The organism is Gynuella sp. (genome assembly GCF_050297175.1).
Taxonomy (GTDB): domain Bacteria; phylum Pseudomonadota; class Gammaproteobacteria; order Pseudomonadales; family Natronospirillaceae; genus Gynuella.
The window spans coordinates 127,250-142,885 of record NZ_JBNKSF010000019.1 but is presented as its reverse complement, the minus strand read 5'-3'; the positions used below and the strand labels follow the sequence as shown (position 1 = coordinate 142,885).

General features: G+C 44.7%; 17 protein-coding genes. 11 read left to right on the top strand and 6 right to left on the bottom strand.

Annotated features, from left to right (window positions below; translation table 11 throughout):
* Positions 1 to 36 precede the first annotated feature (36 nt).
* The 8 genes from htpG to ACQY6I_RS07795 all read left to right on the top strand — a co-directional run bounded on the left by htpG (position 37) and on the right by ACQY6I_RS07795 (position 6,886).
* Positions 37 to 1,941, top strand: a complete 1,905-nt coding sequence (htpG, locus tag ACQY6I_RS07830; protein WP_428240916.1) for a molecular chaperone HtpG — start codon at positions 37 to 39, stop codon at positions 1,939 to 1,941.
* A 99-nt stretch (positions 1,942 to 2,040) separates the two neighbouring features.
* Positions 2,041 to 2,589: a YfaZ family outer membrane protein gene (locus ACQY6I_RS07825; RefSeq protein WP_428240915.1), complete on the top strand. Its 549-nt coding sequence runs from the start codon at positions 2,041 to 2,043 to the stop codon at positions 2,587 to 2,589.
* Entirely contained in the window at positions 2,589 to 3,035 is a 447-nt protein-coding gene (locus ACQY6I_RS07820; RefSeq protein WP_428240914.1) for a DUF6586 family protein, read from the top strand. Before ACQY6I_RS07825 ends, ACQY6I_RS07820 begins: the two co-directional genes overlap by 1 nt.
* Positions 3,036 to 3,039: 4 nt before the next feature.
* Positions 3,040 to 3,276, top strand: a complete 237-nt coding sequence (locus tag ACQY6I_RS07815) for a hypothetical protein (protein ID WP_044617701.1) — start codon at positions 3,040 to 3,042, stop codon at positions 3,274 to 3,276.
* A gap of 395 nt (positions 3,277 to 3,671) precedes the next feature.
* Positions 3,672 to 4,742, top strand: a complete 1,071-nt coding sequence (locus ACQY6I_RS07810; protein ID WP_428240913.1) for an AAA family ATPase — start codon at positions 3,672 to 3,674, stop codon at positions 4,740 to 4,742.
* Between the two features lie 47 nt (positions 4,743 to 4,789).
* Positions 4,790 to 5,404 (top strand): nicotinamide riboside transporter PnuC, encoded by a 615-nt coding sequence (gene pnuC / locus ACQY6I_RS07805; RefSeq protein ID WP_428240912.1) that lies wholly within the window; start codon positions 4,790 to 4,792, stop codon positions 5,402 to 5,404.
* 887 nt (positions 5,405 to 6,291) lie between these two features.
* Entirely contained in the window at positions 6,292 to 6,441 is a 150-nt protein-coding gene (locus tag ACQY6I_RS07800; RefSeq protein WP_428240911.1) for an aminotransferase class III-fold pyridoxal phosphate-dependent enzyme, read from the top strand.
* A gap of 196 nt (positions 6,442 to 6,637) precedes the next feature.
* A complete protein-coding gene (locus ACQY6I_RS07795; protein ID WP_428240910.1) occupies positions 6,638 to 6,886 on the top strand; it encodes a hypothetical protein in 249 nt (82 codons plus the stop codon).
* On the opposite strand, the gene ACQY6I_RS07790 is transcribed toward ACQY6I_RS07795, so the two are convergent.
* The 4 genes from ACQY6I_RS07790 to mnmA all read right to left on the bottom strand — a co-directional run bounded on the left by ACQY6I_RS07790 (position 6,868) and on the right by mnmA (position 11,288).
* On the bottom strand, positions 6,868 to 8,013 hold the full coding sequence (locus ACQY6I_RS07790) for a JmjC domain-containing protein (protein WP_428240909.1): 1,146 nt from the start codon (positions 8,011 to 8,013) through the stop codon (positions 6,868 to 6,870). The genes ACQY6I_RS07795 and ACQY6I_RS07790 overlap by 19 nt on opposite strands.
* A 74-nt stretch (positions 8,014 to 8,087) precedes the next feature.
* Positions 8,088 to 9,452 (bottom strand): adenylosuccinate lyase, encoded by a 1,365-nt coding sequence (gene purB, locus ACQY6I_RS07785; RefSeq protein WP_428240908.1) that lies wholly within the window; start codon positions 9,450 to 9,452, stop codon positions 8,088 to 8,090.
* A 66-nt stretch (positions 9,453 to 9,518) separates the two neighbouring features.
* Positions 9,519 to 10,154: a high frequency lysogenization protein HflD gene (gene hflD, locus ACQY6I_RS07780; protein WP_428240907.1), complete on the bottom strand. Its 636-nt coding sequence runs from the start codon at positions 10,152 to 10,154 to the stop codon at positions 9,519 to 9,521.
* 45 nt (positions 10,155 to 10,199) lie between these two features.
* Positions 10,200 to 11,288, bottom strand: coding sequence for a tRNA 2-thiouridine(34) synthase MnmA (gene mnmA, locus ACQY6I_RS07775; protein WP_428240906.1), 1,089 nt, complete (start codon positions 11,286 to 11,288; stop codon positions 10,200 to 10,202).
* A gap of 219 nt (positions 11,289 to 11,507) precedes the next feature.
* Here mnmA and fabV point away from each other — a divergent pair, with 219 nt between their 5' ends.
* Complete coding sequence (fabV, locus tag ACQY6I_RS07770; protein WP_428240905.1) at positions 11,508 to 12,683, top strand: enoyl-ACP reductase FabV; 1,176 nt, start codon at positions 11,508 to 11,510, stop codon at positions 12,681 to 12,683.
* On the opposite strand, the gene ACQY6I_RS07765 is transcribed toward fabV, so the two are convergent.
* Complete coding sequence (locus ACQY6I_RS07765; protein ID WP_428240904.1) at positions 12,619 to 13,260, bottom strand: pseudouridine synthase; 642 nt, start codon at positions 13,258 to 13,260, stop codon at positions 12,619 to 12,621. The genes fabV and ACQY6I_RS07765 overlap by 65 nt on opposite strands.
* A gap of 141 nt (positions 13,261 to 13,401) precedes the next feature.
* On the opposite strand from ACQY6I_RS07765, the gene icd reads away from it, so the two are divergent.
* The gene (gene icd, locus ACQY6I_RS07760; RefSeq protein ID WP_428240903.1) at positions 13,402 to 14,661 is read left to right on the top strand and encodes an NADP-dependent isocitrate dehydrogenase; all 1,260 of its coding nucleotides are present in this window, start codon (positions 13,402 to 13,404) and stop codon (positions 14,659 to 14,661) included.
* A 58-nt stretch (positions 14,662 to 14,719) separates the two neighbouring features.
* On the opposite strand, the gene ACQY6I_RS07755 is transcribed toward icd, so the two are convergent.
* On the bottom strand, positions 14,720 to 14,995 hold the full coding sequence (locus tag ACQY6I_RS07755; protein WP_428240902.1) for a cold shock domain-containing protein: 276 nt from the start codon (positions 14,993 to 14,995) through the stop codon (positions 14,720 to 14,722).
* A 282-nt stretch (positions 14,996 to 15,277) separates the two neighbouring features.
* Between ACQY6I_RS07755 and clpS the strand changes: the two genes are divergently transcribed.
* Positions 15,278 to 15,607 (top strand): ATP-dependent Clp protease adapter ClpS, encoded by a 330-nt coding sequence (clpS, locus tag ACQY6I_RS07750; RefSeq protein WP_428241014.1) that lies wholly within the window; start codon positions 15,278 to 15,280, stop codon positions 15,605 to 15,607.
* The last annotated feature ends 29 nt before the right edge of the window (positions 15,608 to 15,636 follow it).

The window sequence follows — 15,636 nt, the reverse complement described above, 5'->3', positions numbered from 1 at the left end:
TAAACTAATGTCATAAGAACCGGAGTCAAAACATCCATGTCCGACAATGTAACGAAGGAAACACACAGCTTTCAGACTGAAGTCAAACAGCTATTGCACCTGATGATCCACTCTTTGTATTCCAACAAAGAAATTTTCCTCAGAGAGCTTATTTCCAATGCTTCTGATGCTGTTGATAAGCTACGATTTGAAGCCTTGGCGAATGATGCATTGTATGAAGATGACAGCGATCTGAGAGTTCGTATTACATTCGATAAAGATGCTAAAACGGTCACCATTGATGATAATGGTATCGGTATGACCTATGACGATGTGATCAGTAATTTAGGGACTATCGCCAAGTCCGGAACCGCTGAATTTTTGAGCAAATTGTCTGGTGATCAAAAGAAAGACGCTCACTTGATTGGTCAGTTTGGTGTTGGTTTTTATTCCTCTTTCATCGTTGCTGACAAAGTAACGGTTGTTACCCGCAGGGCCGGGCAGCCAGTAGATCAGGCAGTTGTCTGGGAATCGGCTGGAGACGGTGAATTCTCTGTGGAAGTAACAGAAAAGGCCTCACGTGGTACCTCTATCACGTTGCACCTTAAAAATGATCAGGAAGAGTTTGCAGATGGCTGGCGTTTGCGCAATCTGGTGCGTAAATATTCCGACCACATCAGTGTATCGGTTGAGTTGCCTAAAGAGCACTATGGTGAGGAGGAAGAGAAGCCGGAAGTTCCTGAGTTTGAGAAGATCAATACAGCGACTGCCTTATGGACCCGTTCAAAAGCGGATATTCCAGACGAGGAGTATCAGGAATTCTATAAACATATTTCTCATGATTTTGCCGATGCTGCCAGTTGGTCTCATAACAAAGTGGAAGGTAAATTAGACTATACCTCGCTGTTGTATGTGCCAAGTAAAGCGCCTTTTGACCTGTGGAATCGTGATGTTGCCAGGGGACTGAAGCTCTACGTGCAGCGGGTATTCATTATGGATGATGCTGAACAGTTTCTGCCGTTGTATCTCCGTTTTATCAAAGGTGTCGTGGATTCCAATGATTTATCTTTGAATGTCTCCCGGGAGATTTTGCAAAAAGATCAGGCGGTAGATTCCATGAAATCCGCGTTAACCAAGCGGGTTTTGGATATGCTGGAGAAAATGGCGAAAAAAGAACCAGAAAAGTACCAGCAATTCTGGGATGAATTTGGTCAGGTGTTGAAAGAAGGGCCGGCCGAAGATTTTGCCAATAAAGAGAAAGTTGCTTCATTGTTCCGGTTCGTTTCCACTCAGTCTGATTCAGACAAAGCGACTGTGGGCCTTAAGGACTATGTAGAACGCATGCCGGCTGAGCAGGACAAGATCTACTACATTGTGGCTGACAACGTGGCGGCGGCAAAGGCGAGTCCTCATATGGAGGTTTTCCGCAAGAAGAATATCGAAGTGCTGTTATTGACCGACCGTATCGATGAATGGATGACGGGGCATCTGTCAGAGTTCGATGGTAAAAACCTGGCGGATATCACCAAAGGCGATTTGGATCTGGGTGCTATCGAATCAGAAGAAGACAAAAAAGCACAGAAAGAAGCCGAAGAAAAGCTGGAGCCGTTGCTGAAGCGGGTTAAGGATCTGATGCAAAGTGAAGTTCAGGACGTTCGCCTGACTCATCGTCTTACAGAATCGCCGGCGTGTCTGGCAGTAGGCGAGCATGATATGGGAGAACAAATGCGCAAAATCATGGAAGCAGCTGGCCAGGCTGTACCAGACAACAAGCCTTTCCTTGAACTGAATCCGGATCATCCTATGGTCAACAAAATTGACCAGGAAGTGGATGAAGATCGTTTTAAAGACCTGGTTTGGTTGATTTATGAGCAAGCCCGTATTTCGGAAGGCCGTACCCTGAAAGACCCCTCAGCCTATGTTTCCAGGATCAATAAGCTGATGCTGGAGCTTTCGGCATAACCTTTAGCTGAATCTCTGCTGTAAAACTGTCGCCGTCTGCGTGATTTCAATCACACAGACGGCTAGAATGCGCGGATAAATTGTGCATTCGGAGTTTTCATGAAAAAGATAACCTGGTTCGTTCTTCTGATTGGTCTAAGTGGTTTTGCGTCAGCTGGCGGTTCGCTCGATATTGGGCTGTCGCAGGAATCAATTCGTGTGGAGCATGATGCCACTCGTATTGGTACTGGGATGCATCTTACGGCCGGGATGTTGTATCAAGAAGAAGACGGTTATGCCCTATCTGCTGGATTCAATGCTGTGGATGTCAGTGATCCGGATTCCGATCTGATTGGTGGATTGGGTATTAAAGGGTTCGTGTATGACAGTCATGAAACAGCTTTTTCTGCAGCGGTGGGTGGTTTTGTTCGTTATTCGCCGGATTTCTTGAACGGCCTGGGATTTGAGGGTTTGTTGTACTATTCTCCAGACGTTATCTCATTTAATGACACTAGGTCTTTTTATGAGCTGGTGGCGCGTGTCACTTACAAAGTAATGCCCCAGGCACGAGTGTTCATCGGTTATCAGGATGTGACAGCCGATTATAAAGAAGTTGGCGAGAAGCCCATTGACCGTGCCTTCACGATTGGTTTCAGGATTAATTATTAATGATCTCCAGCTCAGCCAGAACCAATCATCAGTTCTATCGAGTCAAGCAATTACTGGATTTTATGAATACTCAGGCGGCGGTTGATGGCCCTCAGGAAATATTGCTGGATGCTTTGGCCGTTGAAGTCATGAAAGCATTTTTCGCTCTTGTGGCGGAGTTGGCGGATATGTACAAAGTCAGTGGCAATCATCTGGAAAACCTGAGAGAGTACAATCCGGATATGGCTGAGCTGCAAGAGATAGAAGCGGAGCTGGCTGACCAGCATTCATGGCTGAGCAGGCTGCATAAATATTATCAGGCTGCTATAGGGCAAGAAGCTGATGTGTCTGGCGAGGTTAATCTGTTAGCTTCAGATCTACCAGCTGACACAAATTTTTACTCGACTTGTATCCAAAACCTGCAAGTATGGATGCAACAATTCCGACAACAAGGGCAATTCTGGTAATTACATGTATTGGGAAATTATCGAACTCGAAGATGGTGCCATTGCACTCAGGCAAATGGATGAGAGCGGCGAGCCCATGGTAACAATACGCTTTAGCGAAGAAGCCAAAGCTAGGCTGAATGATCGCCATATTGATGTCGCTAAGGCAATGTTTTCTGCCGGTATGCAATGGGTATCTCAAATCGAAGACCCATTTGAAGACCTGGATGAAGAAATGCCTGAAATTCCTGTTGTGCATTAATTGAAAGTCGCTGATGGCTTTCTTTTTTTGCTTTTCTGTTTACAAAACAGAAATTTTCTCTTTTTTTGGATAACATCGCATAAGCAACGCTATTTTAGATAGAGCCAAAACATATCAGCTTTTTTGACTCTGTTGTGATGAGGTTGTTATAAGTTCCCGTTGCAAATAAACAGAGCGGTTTTCTGTCCGAATTCTCAAATAACTATTTTCATTAGCATCCAAACTTCCTTATGCCGAATCTTTTTGATATATACCTTTCTATCGGGTTTTGCTACGGCATGTTCTGAAGATTTCTACGGATATGCTAGAAAATTACTATCCGTTGTGGCCAGACTGATATTGATATATCGCTTTTAGTGTACTGATGTGCTCAGTAAGTCATTCTGAGATCGATAGTGGATACATTCGATTCCAAAAATGAGCTTGATGACAGGGTTGTGGGGATGAAGAAAATCGGTTTGGTGCTAGGCAAATTTGCGCCACTACATAAAGGACATCAGCTCCTGATAGAGACGGCCCTGGCAGAAATGGATCTGCTTAAACTGATTATCTATGACTCTCCGGAAGTGACAAGAATACCTCTAGCGGTTCGTTCTGGCTGGATCAGATGTTTATATCCCGAAGTGGAAGTAATTGAGGCTTGGAATGGCCCCAGTCAGGTCGGTTACAGTCAAGAGCTTATGCGTCAGCATGAGCGCTATGTGATTGAAGAATTAGGTGTAGCCGGTATTACCCATTTTTATTCCAGTGAGCCTTATGGCGAACATATGAGTCATGCACTTGGGGCTGTTGACAGACGAGTCGATGTCGAACGGATACAAATTCCCATATCTGCGACGAAAATTCGCCGGGACAGTCATGGTTACAAGGATTATATGGAATCATTGGTGTATCGAGACTTGATTACCAATGTTGCCATATTAGGAGCGCCTTCTACTGGAAAAACCACTCTTAGTAGGGCTTTGGCCGGCTGCTTTAATACTCAATGGATGCCAGAGTATGGTCGGGAATATTGGGAAAAATACCAGATAGACCGTAAACTCCAACCACATGAACTTATTCATATTGCAGAGCAGCATTTGAATATGGAAACCACACGCCTTAATGTTGCCAACCGGTATCTTTTTACAGATACGACAGCTCTAACCACTGCTACATTTTGTCGTTACTATCACGGCTATGTGCCGGAGCGTTTACAGTTGCTGGCAGATATGTCGCCCAGCCGATATGATCTGACGTTTCTATGCGATATTGATATTCCTTATGAAGATACCTGGGATCGCTCCGGAGATGGCCAAAGAAATGTTTTTCAGCGGCAAATAGTTCAGATGTTGGGCTACTACAAGATTCCCTACATCGTGTTGTCGGGAACTTTGGAGCAGAGAGTGGCTACTGTTTCTTCTGTGTTAAGTCGCTATCAAAAATATACGAACATACTTGAGGTGTTAAATTGCAATCCTTTGTGAGTTTGTTTGACGTAAATACGGTGTTTTTTACGGTCATGGAATACCCAATGAGTTATCTGGAGTTCTTTGGGACGATTTGTTATTTACTGTCGGTTTTATTGATTGCCCGGCGCCATATGTTGACTTGGCCAATTGGTATCATCAGCGTCGTTCTTTATATGATGCTGTTTTACCAGTATCAATTGTATTCAGATACTCTTGAGCAGATATACTATATTGGGGCTAGCGTATACGGTTGGTGGTATTGGCAGGCCAGTCAATCTAGTTCACAAACAAAAACTCCCGTTATTGTTGGCTCAAAAGGCAATGTTCTAATTTGGGTTCTGTTTACTTTGGTATCATCTCTGGCCGTAGGCAGAATCATGAGTGGTATTCATCTACACCTGCCCAAATGGTTTCCTGAACCGGCTTCATTTCCATACCTGGATGCTCTTACGACAGTGATGAGTTTTGTGGCGATGTGGTTGATGGCCCGACGTCGACTAGAAAGCTGGGTTTATTGGATTATTGTTGATGTAATCGGCATTTGGCTTTACTACACCAAAGGTATTAAGTTCGTTTCATTGCAATATGTTTTACTCTTAGCCATTGCGATTGCAGGTGTTGTTAGCTGGTTTTCTGCCTACCAGCAGGAAAGAAAGAGTAAAATAATGTTCATATAATGGTTTTCGTGCCATGGGTTATCAGAAACGGTTCAGACAACTCTCAATAACTATTTTTTGAACCGTTTGTATCTGTACTATTGGTCTGACAATCAAGTAGATCGTTCTGATCTTTTTAATTGCCGTCTTGAGAAGCTTGGCAATGTCGCGCAAAGCACCTGGATTTCCAGGGCCCGCATTGGCTGTGCCAATAGAGTGGTCTCAATATCCTGGTACATCCCAATACCACAAGATTCACCCCGCATGTTTAGCGGCCGGGTTAGGCGTTACTCCCTGGGTTTCACAAGCTTTACTCGGTTATCAAATCGAAGTTCAGACTTTGTTTGCTTGTTGGGAAAGGAATTATTTACTAGAGATGCAAGTCAGTCCATGCCCGGACATAAACGCCAAAAACGACCAATGGCCAGCTGAGTCCAAGCTGGCCATGGTGATTGAAACCATGCCTCCGTCTGATACACAACGCCCTCAATAATGCCGCTCTGATACCAAAGAGCGCTTCATTTAGGCGTTTCAAGAGAAAATTCTTAAATCTCATGGTCTGAATTATAGAATGCAATTTACCAGGCCCTCTGGAGCTAGTGTAGTTGAGTCTGCTGTAAAATTGGTTCGAAAATATGCTGGGCGACGAAAACTTGTTGCATTCACGGATGCTTTTTATGGAGTGTCAGCAACGTTGTTAAGCTTAAACATCAGGTTTCATAGTACTGTCACTCATTTGCCAGTTGATGGTTACCTGGGAGCAGATTTTGACTGCATTGGTGACCATCGAAAGTTACTTACGGATCAAGGTTAGGGGGCGATTTGCCGGTTGTCATTATTCTCGGGACTCCTCGGGGAGGGGGGGGGTAAACCAGGAAAGCATCAGTTGACTTGGTGGTGTTCATCAATTGTGTGATGGTTTCGATATCATGCTTATTATTAATGATATCCGGGTCGTCTGTGGAAGAAGCGGAAGATTTTTCAGCTATGAATATGCCGAAATAGTGCCAAATATGGTTTGTGTGTCGAAATTCATGGGGACGATTGGTTTGCCTTAGTCATTTTGTTGTTTTCAACTGAAATGGAGGTATGGCTAAAAGGAGGGGATAACGACATGTCTGGAGCAATAATTTGGCCCTTGTTGCAGCTGACAAGATAATTCAGTTGTATGGGTGATCATGAGTTTGAATGAATGCTTGAACGAAAAATCAGGGTTGTTGCGAGCCTTTTGCGAAGAGAGACAGGAGTCATTTTTTGACAGCATTGCCTCTGCGGGAAGTTCTGGACTGGGCAGGTACCGCTGCTGTTGCGAAGGTTTGTATGAGTGCTGGTTTGATAATTGAGACCTGTGGATCCAGAGATCAAACAGTTAAAGTCACGCCGGCATTGGCTATTGAGGAGAAGACCATTCTGGAGCAGGGAATGGTCGTCATTGAAAATGCTATTAGGTATTGTCTGAATCTATTAGTGGCTGATTCCGGCTTTTATTGGCTTTCTTCATAAAGCAGACAGTTACGACTGATCAAGTCAATAGCGAGTTGTCTGCCTGCATCATTCTCAAGCCATTTGTTGAATTGAGATGCTTCAGCGATCGTATGATTCAAGACAAAATCAATCAGCTCACTGTTGAGTTCTTGGCGTGCCCAACTTTCTCCATTTATAAATAGATATTTATCATCAACTGCTGCTCTGGCACCGGGATGTAACTGGAAACAGGTTGCTGTGTTAATAATATCTTGCATGACCTCCCAGGAAGGAGTGGGTTGTTCAGGAAAGTGCTCAGGATACTTGGGTTCGGTCATGAACTCGCCCAGCCATTGACTGAGTAAGGTCTCATTATTGGCGTATTGTCCGACAATGGTTTTTAACTTTGAAACCGCATCTACAGTCACGGCATGTGGATTCTTTTGCATCTGGATTGCAGGGTCAGTGTAGCGCAGGCTCTGGTCTATACGTGCGCTGAGGCGACCGAAGTAGTCGTCCAGAATTTCACTGTGTGCCGGTGCCCGGAATCCCACTGAGATCGTCATGCAGTCATCGGTCAGAGCTGTGCCATTGTGTGTGATTCCTGGCGGTAGATAGAGGATATCACCGGGTGAAAGGTCCCACTGATGATCTACTTGCATATTCTTTAAGATACTTAATTCACAGTTTTCCAGCAGGGCAGAGTTACTGTCCCCAACCGGACCAATTTGCCAGCGCCTCTGACCGCATCCCTGAATTAAAAACACGTCATATTGATCAAAATGAGGTCCGACGCCGGCCCCGGTCTTTGCCAGGCTTACCATGATGTCGTCCAGCCGCCAACTGGGGACGAAATCAAACATCTTCTTTAACTGATTTGCTTCGGGAATAAATTGATCAACCGCCTGTACCAGTAAGGTCCAATCTTTGGTGGCCAAGCGTTCATAGTCGTCAGGCTCAAAGGGACCGCGATGAAGGGTCCAGTCTTGTTGATCCTGACTGCTGACAATCCGTGACTCCACCCATTCCTGTGCAGCAAAATCAAATAACTCCTCTTGGGAAATCTGTAACAAATCAGGATCAATCGCCTGCCTGATCAGCAATGGCTTGCATTGCCAGTAATTTTTCAGGAAATCATCGATATCAAAGTTAAGGGTTTGTTGCACGAAAGGTCTCAGTGTTTATTTGATGTGTTGAATGGAGGTGGGAGAGAGGTTGTCTCTCCCGGTCAAAAAATATACTAGATTTTTTTGGCTTGCTGAGCAGCATTGCCGATGTAGGATGCAGGTGTCATTGCCAGCAGGTTTTGTTTGGCATCTTCCGGTAACTCGAGGGAATTCACGAAATCCTGGATAGCAGACTGGGTAATCGCTTTTCCGCGAGTAAAGGCTTTTAATTTCTCATAGGGCTCAGAAATGCCATAACGACGCATTACGGTTTGGATGGGTTCCGCCAGAACCTCCCACGCATTGTTCAGGTCTTCGGCCAGTTTGTGCGGGTTGGCCTCTAGTTTGGAAATGCCTTTTAATGTGGCTTGGTAAGCGATCAGGCTGTGGGCAAACCCGGTTCCGAGAGTGCGTAATACTGTTGAGTCTGTCAGGTCGCGTTGCCAACGGGATACCGGGAGTTTGCTGGCCAGGTGTTGTAACAAGGCGTTAGCCACCCCAAGGTTTCCTTCAGAGTTTTCAAAATCAATTGGGTTCACTTTATGTGGCATTGTGGAGGAACCCACTTCGCCGGTAATTGTTTTTTGCTTGAAATATCCCAGAGAGATATAGCCCCAGACGTCACGGTTAAAGTCGATCAGTATCGTATTGAACCGGGCAAAAGCATCAAATAATTCTGCAATATAGTCATGAGGTTCAATCTGAGTTGTATACGGATTCCAGTTCAGCCCCAGTGATTCTACGAATTCCCGGGCATTTTGTTCCCAGTCAATTTCCGGATATGCAGATATATGTGCATTGTAATTGCCGACAGCGCCATTGATTTTGCCCAGTACTTGTGAGCTTTTAATGGTGTTCAGTTGTCTGGCAAGGCGATGGGCGACATTAGCCATTTCCTTTCCCAGGGTGGTCGGAGAAGCGGTTTGGCCATGGGTGCGTGACAACATGGGGATATCAGCGTGGTTCAGGGCAAGCTGTCTGATGCTTTCCACAATAGACTCAAGCACTGGTACCAGAACATTTCGTCCTTCTATCAGCATTAATCCGTGAGACAGGTTATTGATATCTTCAGATGTACAGGCAAAGTGTACGAACTCGCTGATATTGCTGAGTTCTTCAGAAGCAGAGAATTTATCCTTTAGAAAATACTCGACCGCTTTGACATCGTGGTTGGTGGTTTTTTCGATATCTTTGATGGCTTGTGCATCAGCTTCACTAAAATTGTTGACCAGTTGATCGATAAAGTCATTAGCACCTGCAGAGAGTGGCTGTAGCTCCTGTATCGCGGGATGTGATGCCAGTTTTTGCAACCATCTTACTTCAACAGTGACCCGGGCCTTTATTAACCCGTATTCGCTGAATATGGGTCTGAGTGATTCTGTTTTACTACCGTAACGACCATCAACCGGCGAAATAGCTGTAAGCGATGATAATTGCATGAAATGACTCTCGTGAAGTTAGAAGAACGTCTTGTGAAGGGCGTGCATTATACAGGGATCAGAAGATCATTGGAGTCCCTGTGTCTGGATTTGCCGTGCTGTTCTGAGTATCAGGCCGCGTCGAAATAAAAAATGCCAGCGATGTCCGCCGCTTTGGTGCCACAAAAAGGCACTGCGGATACCGGCAAGCAGTAATGTCCTTATACGACTGGCAATGCGCTCATCCTGCAGCAGAGTAGGGTTTCCAGTCACCTGAATTCTAAAAGATAAGGTTGATATAGTATCTATGTAGGTATTTGCCAGTGAACCAATAACTGAATCGTGGATAAGGTTGTCAAAATACTCTTTTTGTCCGCGCGAACGTTCAATTCCCTCTGATAATTTGTTCAGTAGCGCCTTGTTTTCTCGGACTTTTCCTTCAATGTGCATGATGCCCATTGCGTATCTGACTACATCTTGGGGGAGGCCTTTGGTGTCACGACTTAACAGCGCTCTGATACCGTTCAGGCCTTGGCGCAGGTTAGAGACTTCCCCGCTGTATATGTCTATAGCTGACTGGGGCGCGGTATTGAAAATGCTGCTCACCGCAATCTCAAGGTCTGTAGGTGAAATTTGACCTTGGCGGGCAAGTTCGTCCACTAACAGGGCTGATTGGAAAACCCCTGCAATTGCCAGAGTTTGATCCTGAACTGATTTTGTCATTTAGATTTCTGTATATTCAGTGAGTTATTGGTTATGTCAATTCTATTAGTTCCAGGTTTTTTCGATTACTCCACCACCCAGACAAATATCCTCCCGATAAAATACCGCAGACTGGCCGGGAGTAATGGCTCGCTGGGGTTGATCAAATTCGACTATATATTTGTTCTTCTGTCGAATAATAGTACAAGCCTGATCGGGCTGGCGATAACGATGTTTGCAGTTTAGCCGGCTGCCATCAATGGGGCCAACACCATCTACCCAGTCATATTTATTCATGCTCAGGTACTGAGTGTAGAGGAGTGGATGATCCTGTCCTTGCACAACAGTGAGAACATTGCGATTCAGATCTTTGGCTGCAACAAACCAGGGAGCTTCAGTATGGTTTTTCAAGCCACCTATGCCAAGGCCCTGTCGTTGTCCAATTGTGTAGTACATCAAACCGCTGTGCTCGCCAATTACTTCTCCCTTGTCCGTCTCAATTTGTCCGGGTTTGGCTGGCAGGTATTGTTTTAGGAAATCGCTGAAGCGGCGTTCTCCTATAAAGCATATACCCGTACTGTCTTTTTTTCTGGCAGTGACAAACTGGTGTTTCTCTGCCAATTCCCGGACCTTTGGTTTTTCAAGTTCACCAATCGGAAATAACGATAGATCAAGCTCCGCAGCTCCAACAGCATGCAAAAAATAAGATTGATCCTTGTTGGGATCCAGGCCTTTGAGTAGTTTTGTATCGTGACCAGTGCCGGATTTTCTGACGTAATGACCGGTGGCTATTTTATCGGCACCTAAAACCTGAGCATACTCAAGAAACGCTTTAAACTTAATTTCTTTGTTGCAGAGAATATCTGGATTGGGAGTGCGACCTTCCCGGTATTCATCCAGAAAATGTTCAAAGACGTTATCCCAGTACTCCGCAGCAAAGTTTGCCTGGTGTAGTTTTATCCCCAGACGGTCACAAACAGCCTGCGCATCTGCAAGATCTTCCTTGGCGGTACAGTATTCTGTACCGTCGTCTTCTTCCCAATTCTTCATGAACAGACCTTCAACCTGATAGCCCTGTTCCAGTAGTAACAGTGCGCTGACAGAAGAGTCTACTCCGCCTGACATGCCAACGATGACTTTGGTATCTTTATTCATAATAATCTTTCGCTCAGAAGGGGGCGGATTAGAACTCATCTCAAAACTATAGGCAATGGATGGTCGTTGTGATTAAGTTACGGTCAAGTTGTGACTTATCAAGAGGCTGTATTGCAAAAGTGAACACACTTGTGACTTATTTGGCTTCTTATCCGTCTTACAAGCTCTTAGACTGCCGGCGATTCGTTGCCAGAGAAAATATCGAAGGATAATTCTTTTATGATCATTAAGCCCAAAGTTCGTGGTTTCATTTGTACAACTGCCCATCCGGCTGGATGTGGGGAGCATGTGCGTGAACAGATTGAATATGTAAAAGCCAATAAGCCGACCGGGAGTGGCCCTAAGAATGTGTTGGTTATAGGGTGTTCCAACGGCTATGGCCTGGCTTCCAGAATTACCGCAGCTTTCGGTTACGGTGCCAACACGCTGGGAGTTATGTTTGAAAAAGAGCCTACTGAAAAGCGTACTGCTTCAGCTGGTTGGTACAATACCAAGGCATTCGAATCATTTGCACATGAAGCAGGTGTTTATGCCCGATCGTTTAATGTTGATGCATTTTCAAACGAAGCAAAGGCGGCCGTCATTGAGGCAGTTAAATCTGAAATGGGACCGATTGATTTGGTTATATATAGCCTTGGTTCGCCGCGACGTACGGATCCCAAAACCGGCATCACTTATTCTTCTTCTCTGAAGGCCATTGGTGAGCCGGTTACCCGCAAAAACCTAAATACTGATACCCGTCAGGTTGGAGAGTTCACCCTTGAACCGGCAAATGATGAGGAAATTGCCAACACTATAAAAGTGATGGGGGGTGAAGATTGGGAATTGTGGATGGAAGCACTTGCTGAGGCAGGTGTGTTAGCTGATGGCGTCAAGACTACCGCATATAGCTATATCGGCAAGGAGTTAACCTGGCCGATATATGGCGGTGCTACCATTGGCCGTGCCAAACAGGACGTTGATCGTGCCTGTAAAGTGATTGCTGAACGCCTGAAACCTCTCAATGGTTCTGCCTATGTGTCAGTTTTAAAAGCAGTTGTTACACAGTCCAGCTCGGCAATACCTGTTATGCCTTTGTACCTGTCAATTCTGATAAAAGTTATGAAAGAACAGGGCACCAATGAAGGGTGTATTGAACAGGTGAGTGGGTTGTTCAACAATGAATTATATGCTCAGTCTGCTTTGACGCTTGATGAAGAAGGCAGAATCCGGATGGATCTCAATGAGTTGAAACCTGAAGTTCAGGACAGGGTGGCTGCTATTTGGGGTGAGGTTAATACCGACAACCTGGATGAAAAAGCCGACTTCACGGCTTATCAGGAAGAATTTTTCAGGCTTTTCGGTTTTGGCTACGCCAGCGTCGATTACGACCAGGACGTTGATCCAATCGTCTGATTTTATTTCTTGGGTTTTCTGATATCTGCTCGGGAGCGTCAATCTGAAGCTCCCGATACTCACCTGGCAGTAGCCCCTCAAGGTTCCATTCGCCAACAGTTGTACGTATCAGGCGCAAAGTCGGGTATCCCAACGCAGCGGTCATGCGCCTTACCTGGCGATTTCTGCCTTCACTAATAGAGATTTCTATCCAGCTGGTAGGTATTGATTTTCGTTCACGAATGGGCGGAGTACGTTTCCATATATCAGGCTCTGGGATGCTCTGCACTTTTGCTGGTCTGGTCATGCCATCTTTCAGCGAGATTCCACGAGACAGTTTCAGAATGCTGGCTTCATCAATCTCACCCTCTACCTGGACCCAGTAGGTCTTCCATTTTTGGTATTTTGGATTGGAAATCTGTTGTTGTAATAGGCCGTTATCTGTAAGAACAATAAGGCCTTCAGAGTCATAATCCAGGCGCCCGGCTACGTTTACTGTTGCATCTTTCACAAAGTCCGCTAAAGTCTTGCGCTCATCGTTTTTTCGAAACTGTGACAGTACATTAAACGGTTTATTTAATAAGATGATTTTGGTCATGTTTCCTAATTCACACATGTGGTCTGTTCAGGGCTTATATTGTGTCGGCACCTTACACCAAGGTCGCTATTCGATACTTGAATGATGCGATATACTCCACGCCCCCAAAACAATACCAGTACTAGCTAATGGAGCGAACATATGGGTTACCAAAAAATCCAGGTGCCATCAGAAGGCAGCAAAATCAGCTTTAACGCTGATGGTTCATTGAATGTCCCCAATAATCCGATTATCCCTTATATTGAAGGTGATGGCATTGGTGTTGACGTAACTCCGCCAATGATTGAGGTTATCAATGCGGCTGTAGAAAAAGCCTATGGTGGAGAAAAGAAAATCTCATGGATGGAAGTGTATGCCGGAGAGAAAGCAACTACTGTTTATGATGCCGATACTTGGTTGCCTGCAGAAACTCTTGATGCGTTTAAAGAGTTTTGTGTTGGTATTAAAGGTCCTCTGACCACTCCTGTGGGGGGTGGTATCCGTTCTTTGAACGTAGCCATCCGTCAGGAGCTTGACCTGTATGTATGTCAGCGCCCGGTTCAGTGGTTCACTGGAGTTCCCAGCCCGGTTCTGAAGCCAAATGACGTCGATATGGTGATTTTTCGTGAAAACTCCGAAGATATCTATGCAGGAGTTGAGTGGAAAGCGGGTACGCCTGAAGCAGACAAAATTATCAAATTCCTGACAGAGGAAATGGGTGTCACTAAAATCCGTTTCCCTGAGAATTGTGGTATTGGTATTAAGCCTGTTTCTGAAGAAGGTACCAAGCGTCTGGTGCGTAAGGCATTGCAATACACTGTCGATAATGATCGTGATTCATTGACGCTGGTTCATAAAGGCAACATCATGAAGTTTACTGAAGGCGCCTTTAAAGATTGGGGCTATGAAGTGGCTAAAGAAGAGTTTGGTGCTGAGCTTCTTGATGGCGGACCATGGATGCAGTTCAAAAATCCAAGAACTGGTAAGCAGGTCATTGTTAAAGATGTAATCGCTGATGCAATGTTGCAGCAGATTTTGCTTCGTCCAGCTGAATACAGCGTTATTGCAACACTGAATCTGAATGGTGACTATTTGTCTGACGCATTGGCTGCAGAAGTCGGCGGAATCGGTATTGCACCGGGTGCTAATATTTCTGATGAAGTTGCTGTGTTTGAAGCAACTCACGGTACAGCACCTAAATATGCAGGACAGGACAAAGTTAACCCCGGTTCATTAATCCTGTCTGGTGAAATGATGTTGCGCCATATGGGTTGGACTGAGGCTGCTGATTTAGTGCTTAAAGGTATGGCTGATGCAATCGCTGCTAAAACAGTTACATACGATTTTCATCGTTTGATGGAAGGTGCCACTTTGGTCAAAGCTTCTGAATTTGGCAAAGCCATTATTAAAGCAATGGCATAATTTTGAAATAAAAAAAGCCAAAGCCCCTAAAAATAGGGGCTTTTTCTTTGCCCTGAGTCTATGCTCGTTTTTCTATTTCTGTCGAGGTCTGATCTAACTCCACCGCTAATTCCCTTGCATGGGTCTCATCTTTTGCAACATGGACATCAATAGCATGGGTGCCTCGATTGGCTTTGGTTGTTCGAAATGCAACCGGTTGTCCCGCTTTCAATGTTTTATATCCATCCATCATAATGGATGAATAATGTACAAAAAGATCTTCATCACTTCCTTCTGCTAATACGAATCCGTACCCTTTGGCGTTGTTAAACCATTTAACTTTCCCTGCAGGCATTATGAAACTCCTAAAATGCTGGGTTAAGCCTCAAGCTGACTGATTTGTGAGCAGTCTGGCCGTTACAATGTTGTGGATAGAGCTTGTATTAGTCAACAAATGCCATTATTAATCTGGACAGACTTGGTAAAGTTTGTAACAGAGTTAACAAGGTGTTTGTCTAAAGCCTCCACTTTAAGGCACATTATCATTGTTAATGTAACGGTATTGATTACCTACCAATTACATAAACTGACTGGCCTAATGAAACGACAGTATATTAAATTGGATGAAGCACGACTAATGGCAGATCATAATCCTTTAGAAGGAGATAATGGGGGTGGAGTTGCAGTTGAGACCTCAAAACCAGAGTTAAAACGACCTTCGCAATATCGAGTCATTCTTTTAAATGATGACTATACTCCTATGGAGTTTGTGGTACATATACTTGAATTGTTCTTTGGTATGAATCGTGAAAAGGCAACTCAAGTAATGCTTACAGTCCATACACAGGGCAAAGGTGTGTGTGGGGTCTATACTAAGGATATCGCAGAGACCAAAGCGGCAATGGTTAATGAATATTCGCGTCAAAACGAGCATCCGTTAATCTGTGAAGTAGAGCGTGTTCTGTAGCGCCGTCTATGGGATCAAAGAAAGAGGAA